Annotated in this window: 20 protein-coding genes and 1 other annotated feature; of the genes, 11 read left to right on the forward strand and 9 right to left on the reverse strand. The window is 31.0% G+C overall.

Annotated elements, in window-relative coordinates; genetic code table 11:
• Positions 1 to 109: 109 nt before the first annotated feature.
• From leuS to ACREV6_RS18715, 5 genes are all read right to left on the reverse strand, one after another.
• A complete protein-coding gene (gene leuS, locus ACREV6_RS18695; protein WP_431579558.1) occupies positions 110 to 2,590 on the reverse strand; it encodes a leucine--tRNA ligase in 2,481 nt (826 codons plus the stop codon).
• 52 nt (positions 2,591 to 2,642) lie between these two features.
• Positions 2,643 to 2,859 (reverse strand) — a binding site (T-box leader).
• A gap of 136 nt (positions 2,860 to 2,995) precedes the next feature.
• Complete coding sequence (locus ACREV6_RS18700; RefSeq protein ID WP_431579559.1) at positions 2,996 to 3,493, reverse strand: hypothetical protein; 498 nt, start codon at positions 3,491 to 3,493, stop codon at positions 2,996 to 2,998.
• A 26-nt stretch (positions 3,494 to 3,519) separates the two neighbouring features.
• Complete coding sequence (locus tag ACREV6_RS18705; protein WP_431579560.1) at positions 3,520 to 4,134, reverse strand: J domain-containing protein; 615 nt, start codon at positions 4,132 to 4,134, stop codon at positions 3,520 to 3,522.
• On the reverse strand, positions 4,118 to 5,044 hold the full coding sequence (locus tag ACREV6_RS18710; protein WP_431579561.1) for a DUF5685 family protein: 927 nt from the start codon (positions 5,042 to 5,044) through the stop codon (positions 4,118 to 4,120). The genes ACREV6_RS18705 and ACREV6_RS18710 overlap by 17 nt, the downstream gene beginning before the upstream one ends.
• Positions 5,044 to 5,595, reverse strand: coding sequence for a class IV adenylate cyclase (locus tag ACREV6_RS18715; protein WP_431579562.1), 552 nt, complete (start codon positions 5,593 to 5,595; stop codon positions 5,044 to 5,046). The genes ACREV6_RS18710 and ACREV6_RS18715 overlap by 1 nt, the downstream gene beginning before the upstream one ends.
• A 291-nt stretch (positions 5,596 to 5,886) precedes the next feature.
• On the opposite strand from ACREV6_RS18715, the gene ACREV6_RS18720 reads away from it, so the two are divergent.
• Positions 5,887 to 6,924, forward strand: coding sequence for a nucleoid-associated protein (locus ACREV6_RS18720; protein ID WP_431579563.1), 1,038 nt, complete (start codon positions 5,887 to 5,889; stop codon positions 6,922 to 6,924).
• Between the two features lie 363 nt (positions 6,925 to 7,287).
• On the opposite strand, the gene ACREV6_RS18725 is transcribed toward ACREV6_RS18720, so the two are convergent.
• From ACREV6_RS18725 to ACREV6_RS18735, 3 genes are all read right to left on the reverse strand, one after another.
• Positions 7,288 to 8,235: a ketose-bisphosphate aldolase gene (locus ACREV6_RS18725; RefSeq protein WP_431579564.1), complete on the reverse strand. Its 948-nt coding sequence runs from the start codon at positions 8,233 to 8,235 to the stop codon at positions 7,288 to 7,290.
• A 138-nt stretch (positions 8,236 to 8,373) separates the two neighbouring features.
• On the reverse strand, positions 8,374 to 8,754 hold the full coding sequence (locus ACREV6_RS18730; RefSeq protein ID WP_431579565.1) for a DUF4363 family protein: 381 nt from the start codon (positions 8,752 to 8,754) through the stop codon (positions 8,374 to 8,376).
• A complete protein-coding gene (locus tag ACREV6_RS18735; RefSeq protein WP_431579618.1) occupies positions 8,751 to 9,386 on the reverse strand; it encodes a DUF421 domain-containing protein in 636 nt (211 codons plus the stop codon). The genes ACREV6_RS18730 and ACREV6_RS18735 overlap by 4 nt, the downstream gene beginning before the upstream one ends.
• Before the next feature lie 179 nt (positions 9,387 to 9,565).
• On the opposite strand from ACREV6_RS18735, the gene ACREV6_RS18740 reads away from it, so the two are divergent.
• The 7 genes from ACREV6_RS18740 to ACREV6_RS18770 all read left to right on the forward strand — a co-directional run bounded on the left by ACREV6_RS18740 (position 9,566) and on the right by ACREV6_RS18770 (position 15,706).
• The gene (locus ACREV6_RS18740) at positions 9,566 to 11,224 is read left to right on the forward strand and encodes a nucleoside kinase (RefSeq protein ID WP_431579566.1); all 1,659 of its coding nucleotides are present in this window, start codon (positions 9,566 to 9,568) and stop codon (positions 11,222 to 11,224) included.
• 449 nt (positions 11,225 to 11,673) lie between these two features.
• Positions 11,674 to 12,348 carry an L-serine ammonia-lyase, iron-sulfur-dependent subunit beta gene (sdaAB, locus tag ACREV6_RS18745; protein WP_431579567.1) on the forward strand — a complete coding sequence of 225 codons (675 nt, stop codon included), beginning with the start codon at positions 11,674 to 11,676 and terminating at the stop codon, positions 12,346 to 12,348.
• A 44-nt stretch (positions 12,349 to 12,392) separates the two neighbouring features.
• Positions 12,393 to 13,268: an L-serine ammonia-lyase, iron-sulfur-dependent, subunit alpha gene (sdaAA, locus tag ACREV6_RS18750; RefSeq protein WP_431579568.1), complete on the forward strand. Its 876-nt coding sequence runs from the start codon at positions 12,393 to 12,395 to the stop codon at positions 13,266 to 13,268.
• Between the two features lie 122 nt (positions 13,269 to 13,390).
• Positions 13,391 to 13,930, forward strand: coding sequence for a rubrerythrin (gene rbr / locus ACREV6_RS18755; protein WP_431579569.1), 540 nt, complete (start codon positions 13,391 to 13,393; stop codon positions 13,928 to 13,930).
• A gap of 11 nt (positions 13,931 to 13,941) precedes the next feature.
• On the forward strand, positions 13,942 to 14,172 hold the full coding sequence (locus tag ACREV6_RS18760; protein ID WP_431579570.1) for a hypothetical protein: 231 nt from the start codon (positions 13,942 to 13,944) through the stop codon (positions 14,170 to 14,172).
• 19 nt (positions 14,173 to 14,191) lie between these two features.
• Entirely contained in the window at positions 14,192 to 15,259 is a 1,068-nt protein-coding gene (gene cax / locus ACREV6_RS18765) for a calcium/proton exchanger (protein WP_431579571.1), read from the forward strand.
• A gap of 117 nt (positions 15,260 to 15,376) precedes the next feature.
• The gene (locus ACREV6_RS18770) at positions 15,377 to 15,706 is read left to right on the forward strand and encodes a hypothetical protein (protein ID WP_431579572.1); all 330 of its coding nucleotides are present in this window, start codon (positions 15,377 to 15,379) and stop codon (positions 15,704 to 15,706) included.
• A gap of 32 nt (positions 15,707 to 15,738) precedes the next feature.
• Here the strand turns inward: ACREV6_RS18770 and pssA are convergent, their stop codons facing one another.
• Positions 15,739 to 16,251, reverse strand: a complete 513-nt coding sequence (gene pssA, locus ACREV6_RS18775) for a CDP-diacylglycerol--serine O-phosphatidyltransferase (protein ID WP_431579573.1) — start codon at positions 16,249 to 16,251, stop codon at positions 15,739 to 15,741.
• Between the two features lie 265 nt (positions 16,252 to 16,516).
• Between pssA and ACREV6_RS18780 the strand changes: the two genes are divergently transcribed.
• From ACREV6_RS18780 to ACREV6_RS18790, 3 genes are all read left to right on the forward strand, one after another.
• A complete protein-coding gene (locus ACREV6_RS18780; RefSeq protein ID WP_431579574.1) occupies positions 16,517 to 16,945 on the forward strand; it encodes a CBS domain-containing protein in 429 nt (142 codons plus the stop codon).
• A gap of 109 nt (positions 16,946 to 17,054) precedes the next feature.
• Complete coding sequence (locus tag ACREV6_RS18785; RefSeq protein WP_431579575.1) at positions 17,055 to 17,939, forward strand: YegS/Rv2252/BmrU family lipid kinase; 885 nt, start codon at positions 17,055 to 17,057, stop codon at positions 17,937 to 17,939.
• 117 nt (positions 17,940 to 18,056) lie between these two features.
• A complete protein-coding gene (locus tag ACREV6_RS18790) occupies positions 18,057 to 18,692 on the forward strand; it encodes a hypothetical protein (protein ID WP_431579576.1) in 636 nt (211 codons plus the stop codon).
• Positions 18,693 to 18,716 lie beyond the last annotated feature (24 nt).

Raw genomic sequence — 18,716 nt, forward strand, 5'->3', positions numbered from 1 at the left:
GCAGAAGATGATTTAATAGTTGAAAATAAATGAGAGTAGAGTGTCTAAATAAAGACACTCTACTCTCATTTTTGAATAAAAATTAATTTAAAAACCTATGCAGCCTTTACTAAGAAGCTACTATATTAACTAATCTTCCTTTTATTATAATTATCTTCCTTACAGTTTTACCTTCTAAGGAAGCAATTAGTGTTTCATCCTCAAGAGCGGCTTTTTTTATAGCTTCTTCATCTAAATCTTGCGCTATAATTATTCTGGATTTAATTTTGCCATTTACTTGAATAGCTATCTCTATTTCATCTTTGATTAGAGCTTCTTCATCAAATTTAGGCCAGCTTTGATTAAATATAGAATAATCCATACCTAAGGTTTCCCACTTTTCTTCTGAAAAGTGAGGAGCAAATGGGGCTAAAAGCAAAAGATAATCCACAAGCACATCCTTTAAGAAATTGCTATTTACGGTTTCTTCATTAACATATTTTGATAGCGCATTTGTAAGTTCCATAAGTCTTGCAATAGCCGTATTAAATTGAAGCTTTTCAGCGTCTTCAGTAACTCCCTTTATTGCAAAATGTCTCCAGTAGTTTAATTCTTTTTCTGCATTATGGATAGGGGCATCGTTATTACTTTCTTTTAACATTTCAGAAATTCCAGTGTCTATAGCTCGCTCAATTCTATCAACGAATCTTCCAATAGCCTTTATGCCATCATCACTCCAAGCACCACCATCAGTATAACCAAAGCCAAACATTAGGTACATTCTAAACACATCTGAGCCAAACTCTTTTATATACTGGTCCGGTGAAATAGTGTTTCCTTTGGATTTGCTCATTTTTAATCCGTCTGCTCCTAAAATCAAACCTTGGTGAGTAAGAGATAAGAAGGGTTCATCAAAGTTTAAATATCCCATATCACGAAGAGCCTTGGTGATAAATCTTGCATATAGTAAGTGCATACATGCATGTTCGGGTCCGCCTACATATTTGTCTACAGGAAGCATTTTGTTTATTAAGTCTGTATCAAAAGCACTTTCATTATTTTTGTTATCTACATATCTTAAATAGTAGAAAGAAGAACAAACGAAGGTATCCAAGGTATCAGCCTCACGATGCGCAGGACTACCACAAACAGGGCAAGGTACATTAATAAAATCTGAACATTTAGCCAGAGGTGATTCTCCATCTGGTGCAAATTCTACGTCATAAGGTAGCTCTACAGGGAGCTGATTCTCTGGTACTGGCACAGCGCCACAGGTGTCGCAGTGAATTATTGGAATAGGAGCGCCCCAATATCTTTGTCTTGAAACTAACCAATCACGAAGTCTAAAGTTTACTTTGCCTGTTCCTAAGTTTTGAGCTTCTAATTTTTTTACTACAGCAATTTTTCCATCTATAGTAGATAAACCGTTAAATTCTTCACTATTTACCATTTTTCCATGTTCAGTATAAGGAAGATTTTCCGCTGAAGCTATTTGGGTTTCTGCACCAGAAATTATGCTTTTAGCACTAGCGATTACTCTTTCGATAGGTAAATTGTATTTAGTAGCAAAGGCAAAATCTCTATCATCATGAGCGGGAACAGCCATTACTGCGCCAGTTCCATAGGTATTTAAAACATAATCAGCAACCCAAATAGGAATTTTTCTTCCGTTAATAGGATTAATAGCATATGAACCGGTAAATACACCAGTTTTTTCTCTTGTAATAGATTGTCTTTCTATATCAGACTGTTTATTAGCATCATCTCTATAAGTCACCACAGCGTCTTTATATTCATCTTTAGTGAGAATATCAACAAGTTCATTTTCAGGGGCAAATACCACATAGGTAACACCATATAGAGTGTCTACTCTAGTAGTGAATACACTAAAGTCTATATCCGAATCTGCTACTTTAAATGTAACCTCAGCACCAGTAGATTTTCCAATCCAATGCTTTTGCATTGATTTAGTTTTCTCAGGCCAATCCAAGGTATCAAGTTTTTCTAATAGTTCATCAGCATAGTCAGTGATTTTTAAAAACCATTGGGTTAAATTCTTTTTAGTAACCTCAGTTCCACATCGCTCGCATGCGCCATCTAACACTTGTTCATTTGCGAGTACTGTATTACAGCTAGGGCACCAATTTACAGGTGCTTTTTTTCTGTAAGCAAGGCCTTTTTCAAAAAGTTTTAAGAATAACCATTGAGTCCATTTATAATAATCAGGATGGCAAGTTACAACTTCATGGTCCCAATTAAACATTGCTCCCATAGCCTTTAGTTGTCTTTCCATAGTTACAATGTTTTGCTCTGTAGAATCTTTTGGATGTACACCTGTTTTTATTGCATAGTTTTCAGCGGGTAATCCAAAAGCATCAAAGCCCATTGGTTGAAATACATTATAACCCTGCATTTTCTTCATTCTAGCCCAAGTATCTACAGGTGCATAGTTGAACCAATGCCCAGCATGTAATTGGCTCCCAGATGGGTAAGAGAACATTTCAAGCACATATAGCTTCTTACCAGGTTTATTCTCATCAAATTTGTATAGATCAGTTTGTTCCCATTTTTGTTGCCATTTTTCATCGATGGTAGTATTGTATTTTGCCATTAATATTCCTCCTTTAGATTTTGCTAGAAAATAAAAAAAACCTTCATCTCAACAAAGAGACGAAAGTAAAATTCCGCGGTACCACTCTAATTAGGCATTACACCTCACTTACGAATATAACGGTTTTAACCGTACTTGTTTTAACAAGTAAGCTCTTACTTTAAAGTAAGATCATAGGCAAGTTCGTATTATACCATTACTGTTTCGCACCAAAGCAACAGCTCTCTTAAAATGCTACAAATATTACTACTCCTAATCTAAGCAATTTATCATATTATACTTTGTTTATTAAAGGATTATTATCTATTATAATTTAAATAGAATTTTCTGTCAAGAACATGGATTGGACACATTGAATAAATCTTCTTCTGAAGTCGTTAATATTGCAGCACCGCAGGTGATGATTTAACTAAATTTTTTAATAAGATTTTTATTTGCGTAGGCGATAAAAATGGTAAGTGCATAGTCATATACTAGGAAGCCAAACTCCATAAAGAGTATTAGTAAATATATATTTATATTAGGAATTTTAAATAATAGTAATTTATATATAAATATAATTATAGCAGAGCTTATATTAAAATATAATAACTTAAGTACAAACTCTAGAGGAATACTCCTTAATTTTTCTACAAAATACTTCACAAAACCATAGGAGCCAAAGATCATTATATAGGAAATGCTTATAAGCTTTGAAGGTATAATAAATAAACTAAGCAAACAAACAGCACTATATACTATAACCGTGTTTTTTACTCCAGTAAGTAAAATGGAAAGAGGTATAATGCAAGAAGCTATACCTAATATAAACAATCTATTTGTAGGAAAAACAGAAGAAAGATATAGTAATATCAGACTAAGTGCTGCGAATATACCACCCTTAGCAATATTATTAGATTTCATAAAAACCATCTCCTAAATTAATATGCTTAGCAACAGGAAATAAGATCTCCGCCTAAACATTCACAAATACTATCTGCACACCATAAGTTAATGCACATATTACCCATATCAGAATCTTTGTTTCGCTTGCCATAATAGTTACCTCTGTAATTTGTGTTTCTAGTGTTTATTTCATTAAAGCTTCGTCTATATTCAACATTATTAGGCGCAAGGGAACAGGCTTTACTAATGAAATTATAGGCACTATCATGCCAACTTTTTTTCAAATGAACCATTCCCATTAAATAATTCCATTCAGCAGTTTTTGTATCCATGGAACCCAATTTCTGCTCAGCTGAAGAAAGGTTTCCACTATTTAAATCCATTCTAATAGATTGATATATGTCTCCATTAGTGTAGTCATTATTTGAAGAAGAATTATAAGTATTTGAAGACTGGTAGCTATTAGAAGAACTAGTGTTTTTCATAAGTGAATCATAAGCTTCATTTAGTTCCTGCATTTTTTCTTCTGCTAAATCTTTTAAGGGATTATCACCATACTGGTCAGGGTGATATTTTTTTGCCTGCTCTCTATAAGCTTTTTTAATATCTTCTTTTGACGAGCCTTCTCGTACACCAAGTATTTCATAGGGATTTGCCATTTTTATATTCCACTCCTTTTAAATGATCAATATCTAATTTTTCATTAAAAACCTTATGCATTTTTTCCATGAGTCCCAGTTCTAATATATTATATAATATATCCTCATTTTTGATTAATGGCAATGAATTTAAAAATTTTAAACATTGCTGGGCACAAGTAGTCAATATATAATCAATTCTTGGCTTAACCAATGTGGAAAAACTTTTATAATCCAAATTATCATTATTAAGCAATGAACTTATAGCATTGAAAGAATTGCTTTTTATATCTTTTTCTAAATCATCATAAGCATCTATAATGTATATCCATTTACCTAAATTATAGCCAAGCCAATATAAATCCTCCTTAAAGGATGCATCTTTATAATAAAAAGATATTATAAAGCCTGTAAGATCAGCAAAAACATGAGATAACTTATCTATGGATAGATGTTCATCTATGGATATATTCACAGGATTTGTTTCTAAAGTATTTAGTAATAAAAGCTTTTCCTTAGTATACTTCATTACATCATTATATTCCATTGGAACATTTGACAAATATTTCTTTAAAAACTTTGAAAAAACTTTGCTTTTCATTGTTTTATTATCTTGAACATCATCCATTAATTTATAATATGCCAAAGTAGTATTACAAAAAGCTGCATAATTTAAGGCCATATTATTGTTAATCATAATGCTTTTTTTTAGTGGATGAATTGCACAACTAAATTTAGTGAAGTTGCATTTATTATCATCAAGTGAATCTAGAAGAACTGCTAAAAAAGTCATATCATAATTTAAAGTAAGCCTTGGAAGCTGCCCATAGTTACTTTTAATGGAGCTACATAGACCACAATAATAAGCTTTAAATTTTTCATAGTCTTTTATTTTCATTTCCATTTTACATGGAGTTACATATCCAAACATTATAGCTCCTTTACTACTATTTTTTTTGATTTTAGTATTTCATAAATAGTTTCAGAGGTAGTGTCCGAGAGGCTATAACCTAGCAAGGTTACGACTTCGCAAAGTTCATCTTCATCTGAACTTTCAATTTCTATATAAGGAAAAGGACAGAATTCCTTCTCATTTATGTCTATTTCTATAAGCGTATTTTTATACTTATAGCTTTCCCTATATTTTTTAATGGATTGTATAAGCTCAAGACCTAAGGCTTCAAAAATTCCAATAGCTGCAGCTTCGTCTTTAATCTCTGACTCGTGCTCATCCATGATCTTATATTTTTCCTGGCTTATAAGTTTTTTTGTGGTGATATAGTGCAGAGTAGAATTTGTTAACTCATCGTGGATGGTGCGTATTCTTGCATAGCCTTTGCTCTTAATTAGCCTTTTATCCGAAAAATCATAAATATTATTTATTTGATTTTCTTGTTTTACTTTTGGGGCATTTATATTCAATAATTTTCTGCGAATTTCTTCTACATCAATATCTATAATTCTAGTTTCTATTTCTTTCATATTATTCTCCTAGCCTTTCTTTGGGGCAGATAACAATTATAATTGTTTGCGTGCTCACTAATTGTGATTATATCATAATTTAAATAAACTAACATTAATAATTGATTAAAATTGCTAATATCAGTACAATGACATAACTAGAAGCAATAAAGATATATTTATAACAAAGTATATAGCAATATATTACTTTGTTATAAGTAAATATAAATAGTATAATAATTAGGCACATTAGAATAAATAACTTCATATTTATTCTAATGTGCCTTAGATAAATAACAAGGTGGTGTTTTTTTGGAATACATAAAAGAAGTTAATATAAATGAGGCTATTATTCATGTTTTAGATAACAATGCAGATGAACCTATATTGAATGAATATGCCTTAGATTTAGATGAAGAAAAATATAATTTTTTATTGAAACATATTCAGAAGTGTTTAAAAGATGAAGATTTAAAATATGGGGTCTTTAATTCTGAGCGAAATATAGTAAAAGAGTTATCTCAGGAATATTTAAATGGTGAAAATAACCTACTGGTTGTATCTAAGGAACTAGCAAGACAGATGTTTATTTTGATGAGATCTAAGGGGAGCATTCCCTCCTGTGATTTAATAGTAGTATCTTTTACTACAGAATTTGGACCAATCCTTGGTATATTCAAAATGGATTATATTAAGAATTATGTTCACACTATAGAGTTTGTGGATAACAAGTTAGGCATTGATATAGTACCACAGTTTACTGGTCTTCCTGGCTTCTCTCAAAGAATACAAAAATGTGCTTTTTTAAAGCCTATTAGGAAAGAAAATAATTTTGATTTAATGGTTATTGATAAAAAAAGCAAGAGTAAAGAAAATGAAGAAAACAGTTCGAACTACTTTATAGAAAATTATTTAGGTTGCACAACATTTGATAACAAAAGAGACATCACTAAAAATTTTGTCAAGGCAGCTGAAAAATTTACCCAAAATACCTTCCCAGAAAACGCAGATAAAGCAGAAGCTGTTAGAAGTACTATAAAAAGAAAACTTAAAGAAGAAGATAATATTGATGTTAGAGAATTATCTGAAGAAATGTTTTCTGAAAACCAGGATACTAAGGAAAAATTTGTTGAGTTTATTACAGAGCGAGGTATCTCAGAAAATATTAGTCTGGATAAAGAATGGATAGATAAAAAACTAAAAAGAGTAAGACTTAAAATTGATAAGGATATAGATTTATATGTAGATGAGGAAACCTATCATGATAATAGTCGATTTGAAATACAAAGAAATGGTGATGGAACAATTAATATGGTTATTAAACATGTAAGTAATTATGTCCAAAAATAGATAAAAAAGTATATATTACGCGTATTGCAATACGACTAATGCATTTCATTTCGCTAAGAACTGCTAATTTTATTTTAAATTGTGCTGCTAAAAAATATAAACTCGCTAGCGCTCAAACATATGTTTTTCTTAACGCAGCTTAATTCAAAATATAATAAGTAGTTCTAAAGCTTATTCAAATGCATTATACGTAATATATACTTTTTTTGCGCATGAAAACATTATAGTTTCCGATATAATCACTCATAGGCACACACCTACAACCAACGATGAAAATATTTGGGAACAGAATATTTATTGACTAATAAAAAATTAAAACTAAAAGACCCACAGTATAAATACTGTGGGTCTCTTAGTTTTAAATTATTTAGATGAATTAGCAGAACCTAAAACATTAGTGATTTTACCTTCAACTAATTTAGTTATGTTAGTTCTTGCTTCTCCAAGATATTTTCTTGGATCTATTTCGCCAAGATTTTTAGTTAAAACTTTTCTTATTGAACCTGTCATAGCAAGTCTTAAATCAGTATCCATGTTTATTTTACAAACAGCCATAGAAGCCGCTTTTCTAAGCATTTCTAGTGGGATTCCTTTTGCACCTTTCATTTCTCCGCCAAATTCATTGATCATAGTAACATAATCTTGATCCACAGCAGATGCACCATGAAGAACTATTGGGAAATTATGAAGGCCTGCTTCTTCTAATTTTTTTGTGATTAAAGTTAATCTTTCAAAATCAAGTTTAGCTTCGCCTTTGAATTTGTAAGCACCATGGCTTGTTCCTATAGCTACAGCTAAAGAATCAATACCAGTTCTTGTTACATAATCCACTGCTTGTTCTGGATCAGTATAAGTTGCATCAGCAGCTGATACTGAAACAGCATCTTCAACTCCAGCAAGTTTACCAAGCTCAGCTTCAACTACAACACCTTTAGAATGAGCAAAATCAACTACTTCTTTAGTTGTTCTTACATTTTCTTCATAATCAAGATGAGAACCATCATACATTACAGAAGTAAATCCAGAAGCTATAGCAAGTTTACATTGTGCTAAATCTGAACCGTGATCTAAGTGAAGTGCAATATCAAGACCAGTGTCTTCTACAGCTGCCTCTACCATTTTTCTAAGGTAAGTAGGTCTAGCATATTTCATTGCTCCGCCTGATACTTGAAGTATAACAGCTGACTTATGAGTTGCACAAGCATCGACAACTCCTTGAATTATTTCCATATTATTGATGTTGAAAGCACCAATTGCGTAATTTCCTTCTAAAGCCTTTTCAAACATTTTAGTAGTAGTAACTAAAGCCATATTAATTCCACCTTTCAGATTTTGTAACAGGGACATATATTGTCCCTGTGGGACTTTTTATTGTATACTATAATTATAAGCTATAAACGGACTATTTTCTACCCTTTTATTATAAATGATTTCAACAAATGAAAATAATTAAAAAATATTGCTTATAGAAACTTTTTCATGAGATATTATATGGTCTATAAGATATTTCATAATATGCACAGTGGCTAAGGCTTCTGACTTATCGCGAGTTTTTATATACTGAGTTAATTTTAAAACTTCATTGTCTACATGATCTAAGTCCTCATGATGTATATAAATGGTTAAAAATTTAGAATCCCTTTTCCACTGAGCTATATAATCTAGGGATAGACTATGTGCATCTTTATAATTCTCTTTAAGTATATAACTTTCTAGGGTACAATTCAAATTTTGAAGATGATGGCAACTACGATTTATAATATTTGTAGATATAAATATTCCTATAATCATTAGAATAAATATGATAAAGGCTATATAAACATTCTTCATTTATTCATATCTGCCCCTTCCTTAAGTTGATAATAGAACTTATTTTTAGAATCTAATATTCCTATGAAAACATTTTTTGCAGATAAAATATTATTTTCATTTAGTATACTATTTAACCAAATTTCGTCTTTGGATAAAATTTTTAAATTTTTGTAATTTATATTGCCATCCATAATTAAAGGTATAGGCAAAGATTCTTGAGTTACGGTTAGATTCAAATCCTCCTTAGTTACATTGGACTTTTCAGTTTTTGGCAATATGGAAAGCTCGCCACTAGTCTCTAAAATAGCATATTGAATATCGGATAAATTAAAATATCCTTTTAATCTAAGCTCTTCTAATAAATCATTAATATTAAATCGTTGATATCTAAGCTCAGCGATATCAATTTTTCCGTTTTTTATAAGTATACTTGGAGTGCCTGTTAAAATTTTTCTAGCTTTCTCACTTTTGAGTTCAATAAAAGAAGTAGCAACTTGAAGAAATAGCAAAGTAATTATTGGTATAATGGCATGTAAAATTGGAATTCTTATATCTTGCATGGGAAAAGTAGCAAGTTCAGAAATCATTAATGCAATAACCAGTTCAAAAGGCTCGAGCTCACCTATTTGTTTTTTACCCATCATCCTCATAATAAAAATTACTGCAAAGTATAACAAACAAGTTCTAATTATTAAAATAAACGTAATATCACCTCATCCTATATGAGTATATTTTCTGTTTAAATACAAAAATTATAAGGGGTACATGATACATTTTTTGAAAACTAAAGTATAATAGTAGTAGCCACTAAAAAATAGGGGATGATTGTATGGAAAGTTTCAATATAGGCCTTAAAGATGGTAGACATGTTTTAGTAAAGCAGGGAACTATATTAAATGATATTATTAAAGATAATAGTTTATTAAATGACATACCAGTAGTTTTAGGTAAGGTTAATAATAAACTTTATGAGCTAGGAGAAACTATAACGCAGGATGGTAATTTTGACACCGTGGATATTAAAAGTAAAATTGGAATGATGACATATGTTAGAACCCTTCAGTTCGTATTAATAAAGGCAGTTTTCGAATTGTTTCCTACAGCTAAAATTTCTATCGAGCATTCATTAAGCAAAGGGTTATTTGGAGAAATCCATAAGACTATTGCACTAGACGTTGATGATATATATGATATAAAAAACAAAATGAGAGAAATAATAAAATTGGATATTCCTATAAGAAAGATAACACTTTCAAAAGCCAAAGCAATAGAAATTTTTAAGTCATATAATATGCAAGATAAAGTTAAGCTTTTAAAATACGTTAACTCAGAAGAAGTAAAGCTTTATGAATTGGATGGGAGATATGACTATTTTTATGGACCAATGGCTTATTCAACAGGAGTATTAAAAACATTTGATTTAATATATTATGAGCCAGGGTTTATATTAAGGTATCCCACGTCTGATGCTCCAGATAGAATTCCTAAATTTCAAAAACATGAAAAACTAGCTAAAATATTTTATGAAGCTGAGCAATGTGGAGAAATATTAGGTGTTGGAAGTGTTGGTGCATTAAATGATGAAGTAGCAAATGGTGGTATTGTTAATTTAATTAGAGTAGCAGAGGCTCTTCATGAAAAGCAAATAGCTTACATTGCGGATATGATTCATCAAAGAGCAAAGGTAAAATTAGTGCTTATAGCAGGACCATCCTCTTCAGGGAAAACCACTTTTTCAAAGAGGTTAGGTATTCAATTAAGAGTAAATGGCTTAATACCAATATTTATTTCTTTAGATGATTATTTTATTGATAGAGAAGTCACTCCAAGGGATGAAAATGGTGAATATGATTTTGAATCTATATATGCTTTAGATTTAGAGCTCTTCAACGAAGATTTAAAATTATTACTAGAAGGCTCTGAGGCCGATATACCAAGTTTTAATTTTAAGACAGGAAAAAGGGAGTGGCACGGGAATAAGATTAAAATGCCTGAAAATGGAGTTTTGATTGTAGAAGGAATACATGGATTAAATGAAATTTTAACTGCTTCCATAGCTACGGATAGTAAATTTAAAATATATATAAGTCCACTAACACAACTTAATTTGGACGACCACAACAGAATTTCTACAACAGATGTAAGAATGACAAGAAGAATAGTTAGAGATTATTTATCTAGAGGGTACGGCGTTGAAGATACACTAAAAATGTGGCCTTCTGTAAAACGTGGAGAGGAAAAAAATATTTTTGTTTTTCAAGAACAAGCAGATGCAATGTTTAACTCTAATGTAGTCTACGAGCTTTGTGTACTTAAAAAAATTGCATTATCTGAGCTTAATAAAATTGGAGAGGGAAGTCCAGTATATTATGAAGCAAGCAGATTAAGAAGCTTTTTAAATTTTTTTGTAGATGTAGACAAAGAGTTAGTACCAGATAATTCAATAATCAGAGAGTTCACCGGTGGAAGTTGTTTTTATCAATATTAAGACAGAAAAAGTATGAAATTTCTCCTGAGTGCCTTGCAAACGAACTTAAAACTTGAAATTCCATTAACAAATTCTAATCTTTTGCAAATATAAAATTCTCTGACGCTCACACTCGGCGTCCTGCCTCGGGTTCACTAGACTGCACTTCCTGTGCAGTCTCACGAGAATTTTATATTTGCAAAAGAAGAATTTCTAAATGCAATTTCAATAGTTTTATCGTCTCGTTTGCAAGTCACTTCGGAGAAATTTCATACTTATCGTTCATCTTATATTTTAGTAAACACTGAAGTGGCGTTATCTAGGATGCTAAACAGTTGATAATAGTAACTAAGAGTTTATAAAATTCACTATATATTTACTATAGAGTAACAAAAGAATAAGATATGTTAATGTGTGACAAAATAATTATGATTATTTTGTATTGTGCAGAGACGGACAAGGAGGATAACATGAAAAACTATAGTGTTTTTGATATATTAGGTCCAATTATGGTAGGTCCATCAAGTTCTCATACAGCTGGTGCGGCAAGGCTTGCTAAAATTGCGTCTATAATTGCAGGAAAAAATATTGCATCTGTAAAATTTGTTTTACATGGTTCGTTTGCTAAAACTTACAAAGGTCACGGATCGGATAGAGCATTAGTGGCAGGAATTTTAGGAATGGATCCCTGGGATGATAGACTTAAAGACTCCCTTAGCATAGCTAGTGAACAAGGGCTTGGCGTAGAGTTTATTGAGGGGGATTTGGGAGATGTTCATCCTAATACAGTAAAGTTTATTATAACAAAAAAAAGTAAGAGAAAAGTTGAAATCATTGGTTCATCTGTAGGAGGAGGAAATATTTTAATCTTTGAAGTTGATGGTGAACCAGTTGAATTTACAGGTAATTATCCAACAATTATAATTAGTCATAAAGATATTCCAGGGATGATTTCAAAAGTAAGCACCATATTATTTAATGAAAATGTTAACATAGCTTTTATGAATGTGTATAGAAATAGCAGAGGGCTAAAAGCAGCTATGGTATTTGAAACAGATACTATAGTGCCTAAAAATGTACTAGATAAAATCAAAGACTTGGGATATATTTACAATATAAGAGAAATATCACCAATAAAACAGTAATAATAATTGTTATCTACCAAAGAAACTGCAAGGAGGCAATAATTGTGTTTGTAAACAAAGGAATAGAACTTTTTAATATATGCAAGCAAAAGAATATACCAATTTGGGAATATACAATAAGGTGTGAAGAAGAGGACAGTGGAGTTTCACGCCTGGAAATTATTGAAAAGATGAGAAAAAATCTAAATATAATGAGGGAAGCTGCAGAATATGGACTTACAAATGAAACTAGGTCAATAAGTGGTTTAATAGGTGGGGATGCAATAAAACTAAATAGGTATGCCAGTTCTAAGAACACATTGACAGGCGAATTTATGGTAAAAGCAATGGCTAGAGCTCTATCTTGCTCAGAAGTGAATGCAGCTATGGGTAAAATAGTTGCGGCACCTACAGCAGGATCTTGTGGAATACTTCCAGCAGTGATTATTACAGCTGGAGAGAAGTTAAATAAGACTGAAGATGATTTAATTAATGCCTTATTTACTGCTTCAGGCATAGGAATTATAATAGCTAAAAATGCTACATTATCAGGGGCAGAAGGTGGATGTCAGGCTGAATGTGGAGCGGCTGCGGCTATGGGAGCAGCGGCCGTAGTGGAAATGATGGGTGGTACTCCTGACATGGCAATGGATGCAGCTGCTATTGTGATAAAAAACATATTGGGACTAGTTTGCGACCCTGTTGCAGGCCTGGTTGAGGTGCCTTGTGCTAAACGAAATATAGCCGGAGCGGTAAGTGCCTTAACCACTGCAGATTTGGTTATGAGTGGTGTAACTAGCAGAATACCTTTTGATGATACAGTAATTGCTATGTATAAGGTAGGCAAGCAATTGCCTTGTGAACTTAGAGAGACTGCTATGGGTGGTCTTGCAACTACACCTACAGGCCTTAGACTTTCAAAAGAAATATTAGGGAAATAAAAAAAATAATGGAAATTGAAAGAGGGATATCCTAAATGGATGTCCCTCTTTTTTCAAGGAACCTTTAAAAATGTAATGAATAGAATAATAAAGAAGATAATTAATTAAATGGAGGAGTAGAAATGCAATTAAATGGTAGCAAAACAGAAAGAAATCTTCTTAAAACTTTTGCAGGAGAGTCAAGAGCTAGAAATAAATATACATTTTATGCTGAAAAAGCGGAGAAGGAGGGGTATGAGTATGTAGCCTCTATTTTCGAAGCTACTGCAAACAATGAAAAGGCTCATGCAAGAGAAGTTTTTAATAGGTTTCTTAAGATGAATAAAAATACAGCAGAAAACTTGATGGATGCTGCAAAAGGAGAAGCGTTTGAAACCAGCAAATTATATAAACAGTTTGAAAAAGAGGCCAGAGAAGAAGGCTTTATAGAAATTGCAGATTTTTATAAAGAATTGCAGGAAGTAGAAGAAAGTCATGAAATGAGATTTATGAAAATATATGAAAATCTTGTGGCAGGTATGATGTTTAAACGAAACAACGAAGTAAAATGGCAGTGTATGAATTGTGGATATATTCATATAGGAAAAGAAGCACCACCTTTTTGCCCTCTATGTAAGTTCCCAAGAGCTTACTTTAAAATATACTGCGAAGACTACAAATAGGAGGAGCGAATATGATAATTTATTACCCCACCTACTATTTAGTACCAGTAATACCTGTAATATCAATAGACGAGGATGAGTACCGCGAAGGTTATAGCGATGAATACCGCGCGGGATACAATGATGAGTATGGATATCGCTTTAACAATGAAGAAAATGAAGTGCATAACACATACAGAAATATAGATGAAGATATTTTTGGAGAGGCTGACGACGCTTACGTAAATGAAAGTACAAAATAATGAAAGCTTGGTGTTTTGAATGAAAAAAACCTATATTGTTGTATTTATTGTAATTGTCTTAATGTTTATAAGCACTTCATCAAGTTTAGTAAATACAATAATATATTCATTAGCCATAGTCCCACTCGCTATTTTACTTGGAGATCAAACTACTAGAATATCAGATTATATAGGACAAAAAAAAGGAGGCCTTCTAGCAGCTACAGTGGGTAATGTCCCAGAGCTTATGATGGGGATATGGTCAATAAAGTATGGTATGGTACCTTTGGTTCAAGCCTCTTTAATTGGTTCAATTATAAATAATATGCTTTTAGGTCTTGGAATTGCAGTAGTATTTGGAGGCTTTAAGTTTAAGGAGCAGAAATTTAATAGTATAATAGCACGAACGAATTTCAATATGCTACTACTAGCCATGTCTTCTATGGTTGTTATAGCAACATTAAATAGATACTCTGTAGTTATGGATTCGGTTCTTATATCCATAAGTGTGAAAGTTGCTTTTTTACTCATAGGCATTTATATTCTAGGACTAGTATTTTCCTTATATACCCATAACAATCTATTTGTAGTTAGTGAGCATAATGAAGATGAAAAAATTACTATAAAAAAGAAAAAAATTACTGTAAATAAGAAAGTTATTGAAAGTGCAATAACTTTAATATGTATATCTGTATTACTCTATTTTGTAAGTGATAAGCTAATTTATAATATTAGAGATTTTATAAAACACTATAATATATCCCAAGAGTTTATAGGCATTATCCTAATTCCGTTTTTGGGTAATATAGGTGAAAATGTATCTACTATAATGAGTGCAATGAAAAACAAAGTAGATATGAGCTTAGAAACGGCTATAGGGTCCAGCATCCAAATTTCGCTTTTTGTTACCCCTGTGCTTGTCATATTTTCTTGCTTTATGGGTCTTAATATGACACTTTTATTTCCGGTTTTTCACATAATAATGTGTGGCATCGCAGTAGGAATGTCCTTTTTAGTGTTTCAAGATGGAAAAACCTATTGGTTAGAAGGTAGTATTTTAATTACTTCCTATATGATAATTACTTTAGCATATTATTATATTGTATAGGGAATTCAAATAAATACCTGTGGCATCTTTTATTTGTTATTTATTTTCATGGGTATGTGCATAATTTAATTTTTACAATAATATAATTAATGAATATCAAAACTAAAAGGTGATTATTTGGCACATAGAAGAGTAATTCAAAATTACTACAATGATATAAATAATTTAGCAGAAATCTTAACTAAACTAGTCAGTTCTTATAGGGTATTAATAGGTGGAGCAGATGAATTAAATAAAATTGCATTGTCTAAAAAAAGCGAGGTTAAGGATGCGCTTAAAAGAGCAGACGATTTGGGAGACATTATAGATGAAGCAATAAAGGTATTGGATGAAGCTAGTTTTAGTTATATGTCTTACTGCAAAATGAAAACAGAAGTTATGAAATGCAAACTTCAAATAGAGTATATAGAAACAGAGATTGCTGAGGATTTAAAGTTAAAAGATTAGGGTAAATCAACTAAAAAAGTGTGAGAAATTTCTCACACTTTTTTTATTTTAAATTTACTTATCATAAGATAAGATAGGGTAAACATTATTATGATAGTAAGTGGGAGATTATCAGGAGCGTTTAAAGTTAATAATGCGTAGAGTGCTACAAGCATTCCAGCCATGGTAATAGGAATTCCTGTATAGACATTATCAAATGTAGAACTGTTATATCGTGCTAGCCTATATGCACCAGCTACAGGGAAAACTAAAAAGCAGATATAAGCCAAATAGCCAAGGGATATGAAATTATATAAATTAAATATAAGCATTGAAGGCGCAACGCCAAAAGATACTAGATCTGCTAATGAATCTAATTCTTTTCCTAGTTCGCTAGATACTTTTAATAAACGTGCTACTTGGCCATCATATCTATCCATAAGGGCAGCGAGTAGTATGAAAATCACAGATAACATGTAATTAGCTTGAAAAGTCGTAAGTAAGGATAATAAACCAAAAATCAAATTCCCAAAGGTTAGAATATTTGGGATAGAACTTTTCTTCACTGTGCATCACTCCTAAAATAATAAAATTGGACTATAAATTTAGATTGTATGTTAATATATCTTTTATAAAAACCATCTTTTTAATTATACATCATTTATTAACAATATTTAAGTATGCAAAACATATATTTTATGGAAAGTATTATATACATAAAAAAACTATTATATATAATAAAATATATTAATATTAATTTTTCTTTATGGTTAAAATAAAAAGAATAATAAATATTATATACCTTAGAAATTCAATAAGGAGGATTATAAAATGAAAATTTCTGAAATAATGACGAAAGACGTTATAAGTTTATCCGTAGATGATACAGTAGAGCATGCAGCAGGACTTATGAAGGAACATAATATAGGATCCATTCCAGTAAGTACAAATGATAAAATAGTTGGAATTGTAACGGATAGGGATATAATAATTAGATGTGTTGCAGAAGGTAAAGATTTAAAAATGCAAAAAGTTAGAGAAATTATGACAACAAACCCAGTGGTAGGAGATGAAAATTTAAATGTGGATGATGCAGCTAGGATTATGAGTGAAAGGCAAATAAGGAGATTACCAATAGTAAGTAGCAATGAATTAGTTGGAATGGTATCCCTAGGAGATTTAGCAGTAGAGCCAAATCTTAGGCAAGAGGCGTCAGGGGCATTAAGTGAAATTTCTATTCCTTGCACACCTAATATTTAACAATACCAAATAAAGGTCCACAGGAAATGTGAATCTTGTGGATTTTTATTTAAAGAGTTATAATAATTAAATAAATTGTTAAAATTAAGGTCAAATAGGAGAGAATGCAATGCATAAGGTAAAATTTATTTATAATCCATTTTCTGGTGAGAATACCATAGCCTCAGATTTAGATAGAGTAATAATGATTCATCAAAAATATGATCACATAATAGTGCCACATAGAATATGCTATGAAAATCCTATATCTAGTGCTTTTTCTGATATAAATGAAAGTTACAGATATGTTTTAATAGCAGGTGGAGATGGAACTGTCGATAATGTAGTTAATGAGATGAAAAAAAGAAAGATTGATTTGCCTATAGCAATTCTTCCTTCAGGCACTGCAAATGATTTTGCTAATTATTTAGGAATGCCTCAAGATGTTGAAGAGGCTTGTAATCAAATATTAACAAGCAAAGTAAAAAAGATAGATATAGGAAAGATAAATCATAAATATTTTCTAAATGTAGCAAGCACAGGACTATTTACAGATATATCACAAAAGATGGATGTGAATTTAAAAAACACCATAGGAAAACTGGCATACTATGTAAAGGGCTTAGAGCAGTTGCCTAATTTTAGAAAATTGAAAATAAAGGTTACTTCCAAGGATGTTTCTTTTGATGGGGATATGTACTTAATGTTAGTATTTAATGGACAAACAGCAGGAAATTTAAAATTAGCTTATAAGGCTAAAGTAGATGATGGACTTTTGGATGTAATTATAATAAAGGCTGGAATTATAAAAAATATTTTAAATATTTTTATTAAAATGCTTCGAAATGAGCATTTAGAAAATGTAGATGGTATTATTTACTTTAAGACTGATAAATTAGAAATAGAATGCTTCGAAGACATTGTTACAGATATAGATGGAGAAAGAGGGCCGGATTTTCCACTTCTTATAGAATGTGAAAAAGGTGGTATATCCATATTAGGAGCTAAAATATAGTTAACCACATTTCATAAGGAAAGTATACCACTTGTTATTTATTTTGATGTACCTTGGCATATTTTCAAAGAAAAATTAATAAATATTAACAGTAGCAATTTTAGGGAGAGTATATGAATGAGTATATATTTTTTACTGCTGTTAGTAATGGTTCTTTTATTATACGGAGGTATAATTTCTAGTTTGGTTTATGCACCTAAAAAAATCAAGATAGTAAGTGTTATAACTATGAGTTTAATGACATTTAGATACATAGCTCTACTAATTCTTTTTACTATTAAAAATCAAAGCTATTTGTATTTATTAAAACCTTTGGTATATGCAAACTTATTATGCATACCTATATGCGGTATACTTTCAGTTTTTATTTTTTCGAGGAATAATAAAATAAAACTTAAAAAGATTTTATTTATGTGTGTTATGCTGTGTATAGCCTATATCCTAGTTGTATATAAATCCCCTGCAAACATTGATATATCTAATAACTGTGGATATACTATAGAATTACAACTAGAAGCTTATTGTTACATTGTTCTACTTATAATAAATTCAATTTTATTCATCAAAGGTATAAAGTTATATAATAAAATTTATGCAAACAAGCTAGGGGCTGTGTTAATAACAATAGCTTCTAGTATTACTTTGTTATCGGTGCTTATAACCTCCATAAACTCAAATTTTCCAATGATACTTCTAGGAGATATTGCTTGGATAGTAACCCTAGATTATGGTTTAATAAAGTTTAAAAGGTAAAGCTTATTGTTGTGTGAAAAAAGC

It is taken from the genome of Clostridium sp. (assembly GCF_050717515.1).
In the GTDB taxonomy this organism is placed as follows: domain Bacteria; phylum Bacillota; class Clostridia; order Clostridiales; family Clostridiaceae; genus Clostridium_AD.

What these genes read in the sequence shown, in the direction of transcription:
- leuS (WP_431579558.1), bottom strand. Translation starts at nt 2,590, where the DNA reads ATGGCAAAATACAATACTACCATCGATGAAAAATGGCAACAAAAATGG.
- ACREV6_RS18700 (WP_431579559.1), bottom strand. Translation starts at nt 3,493, where the DNA reads ATGAAATCTAATAATATTGCTAAGGGTGGTATATTCGCAGCACTTAGT.
- ACREV6_RS18705 (WP_431579560.1), bottom strand. Translation starts at nt 4,134, where the DNA reads ATGGCAAATCCCTATGAAATACTTGGTGTACGAGAAGGCTCGTCAAAA.
- ACREV6_RS18710 (WP_431579561.1), bottom strand. Translation starts at nt 5,044, where the DNA reads ATGTTTGGATATGTAACTCCATGTAAAATGGAAATGAAAATAAAAGAC.
- ACREV6_RS18715 (WP_431579562.1), bottom strand. Translation starts at nt 5,595, where the DNA reads ATGAAAGAAATAGAAACTAGAATTATAGATATTGATGTAGAAGAAATT.
- ACREV6_RS18725 (WP_431579564.1), bottom strand. Translation starts at nt 8,235, where the DNA reads ATGGCTTTAGTTACTACTACTAAAATGTTTGAAAAGGCTTTAGAAGGA.
- ACREV6_RS18730 (WP_431579565.1), bottom strand. Translation starts at nt 8,754, where the DNA reads ATGAAGAATGTTTATATAGCCTTTATCATATTTATTCTAATGATTATA.
- ACREV6_RS18735 (WP_431579618.1), bottom strand. Translation starts at nt 9,386, where the DNA reads ATGAGGATGATGGGTAAAAAACAAATAGGTGAGCTCGAGCCTTTTGAA.
- ACREV6_RS18740 (WP_431579566.1), top strand. Translation starts at nt 9,566, where the DNA reads ATGGAAAGTTTCAATATAGGCCTTAAAGATGGTAGACATGTTTTAGTA.
- sdaAB (WP_431579567.1), top strand. Translation starts at nt 11,674, where the DNA reads ATGAAAAACTATAGTGTTTTTGATATATTAGGTCCAATTATGGTAGGT.
- rbr (WP_431579569.1), top strand. Translation starts at nt 13,391, where the DNA reads ATGCAATTAAATGGTAGCAAAACAGAAAGAAATCTTCTTAAAACTTTT.
- ACREV6_RS18760 (WP_431579570.1), top strand. Translation starts at nt 13,942, where the DNA reads ATGATAATTTATTACCCCACCTACTATTTAGTACCAGTAATACCTGTA.
- cax (WP_431579571.1), top strand. Translation starts at nt 14,192, where the DNA reads ATGAAAAAAACCTATATTGTTGTATTTATTGTAATTGTCTTAATGTTT.
- ACREV6_RS18780 (WP_431579574.1), top strand. Translation starts at nt 16,517, where the DNA reads ATGAAAATTTCTGAAATAATGACGAAAGACGTTATAAGTTTATCCGTA.
- ACREV6_RS18785 (WP_431579575.1), top strand. Translation starts at nt 17,055, where the DNA reads ATGCATAAGGTAAAATTTATTTATAATCCATTTTCTGGTGAGAATACC.
- ACREV6_RS18790 (WP_431579576.1), top strand. Translation starts at nt 18,057, where the DNA reads ATGAGTATATATTTTTTACTGCTGTTAGTAATGGTTCTTTTATTATAC.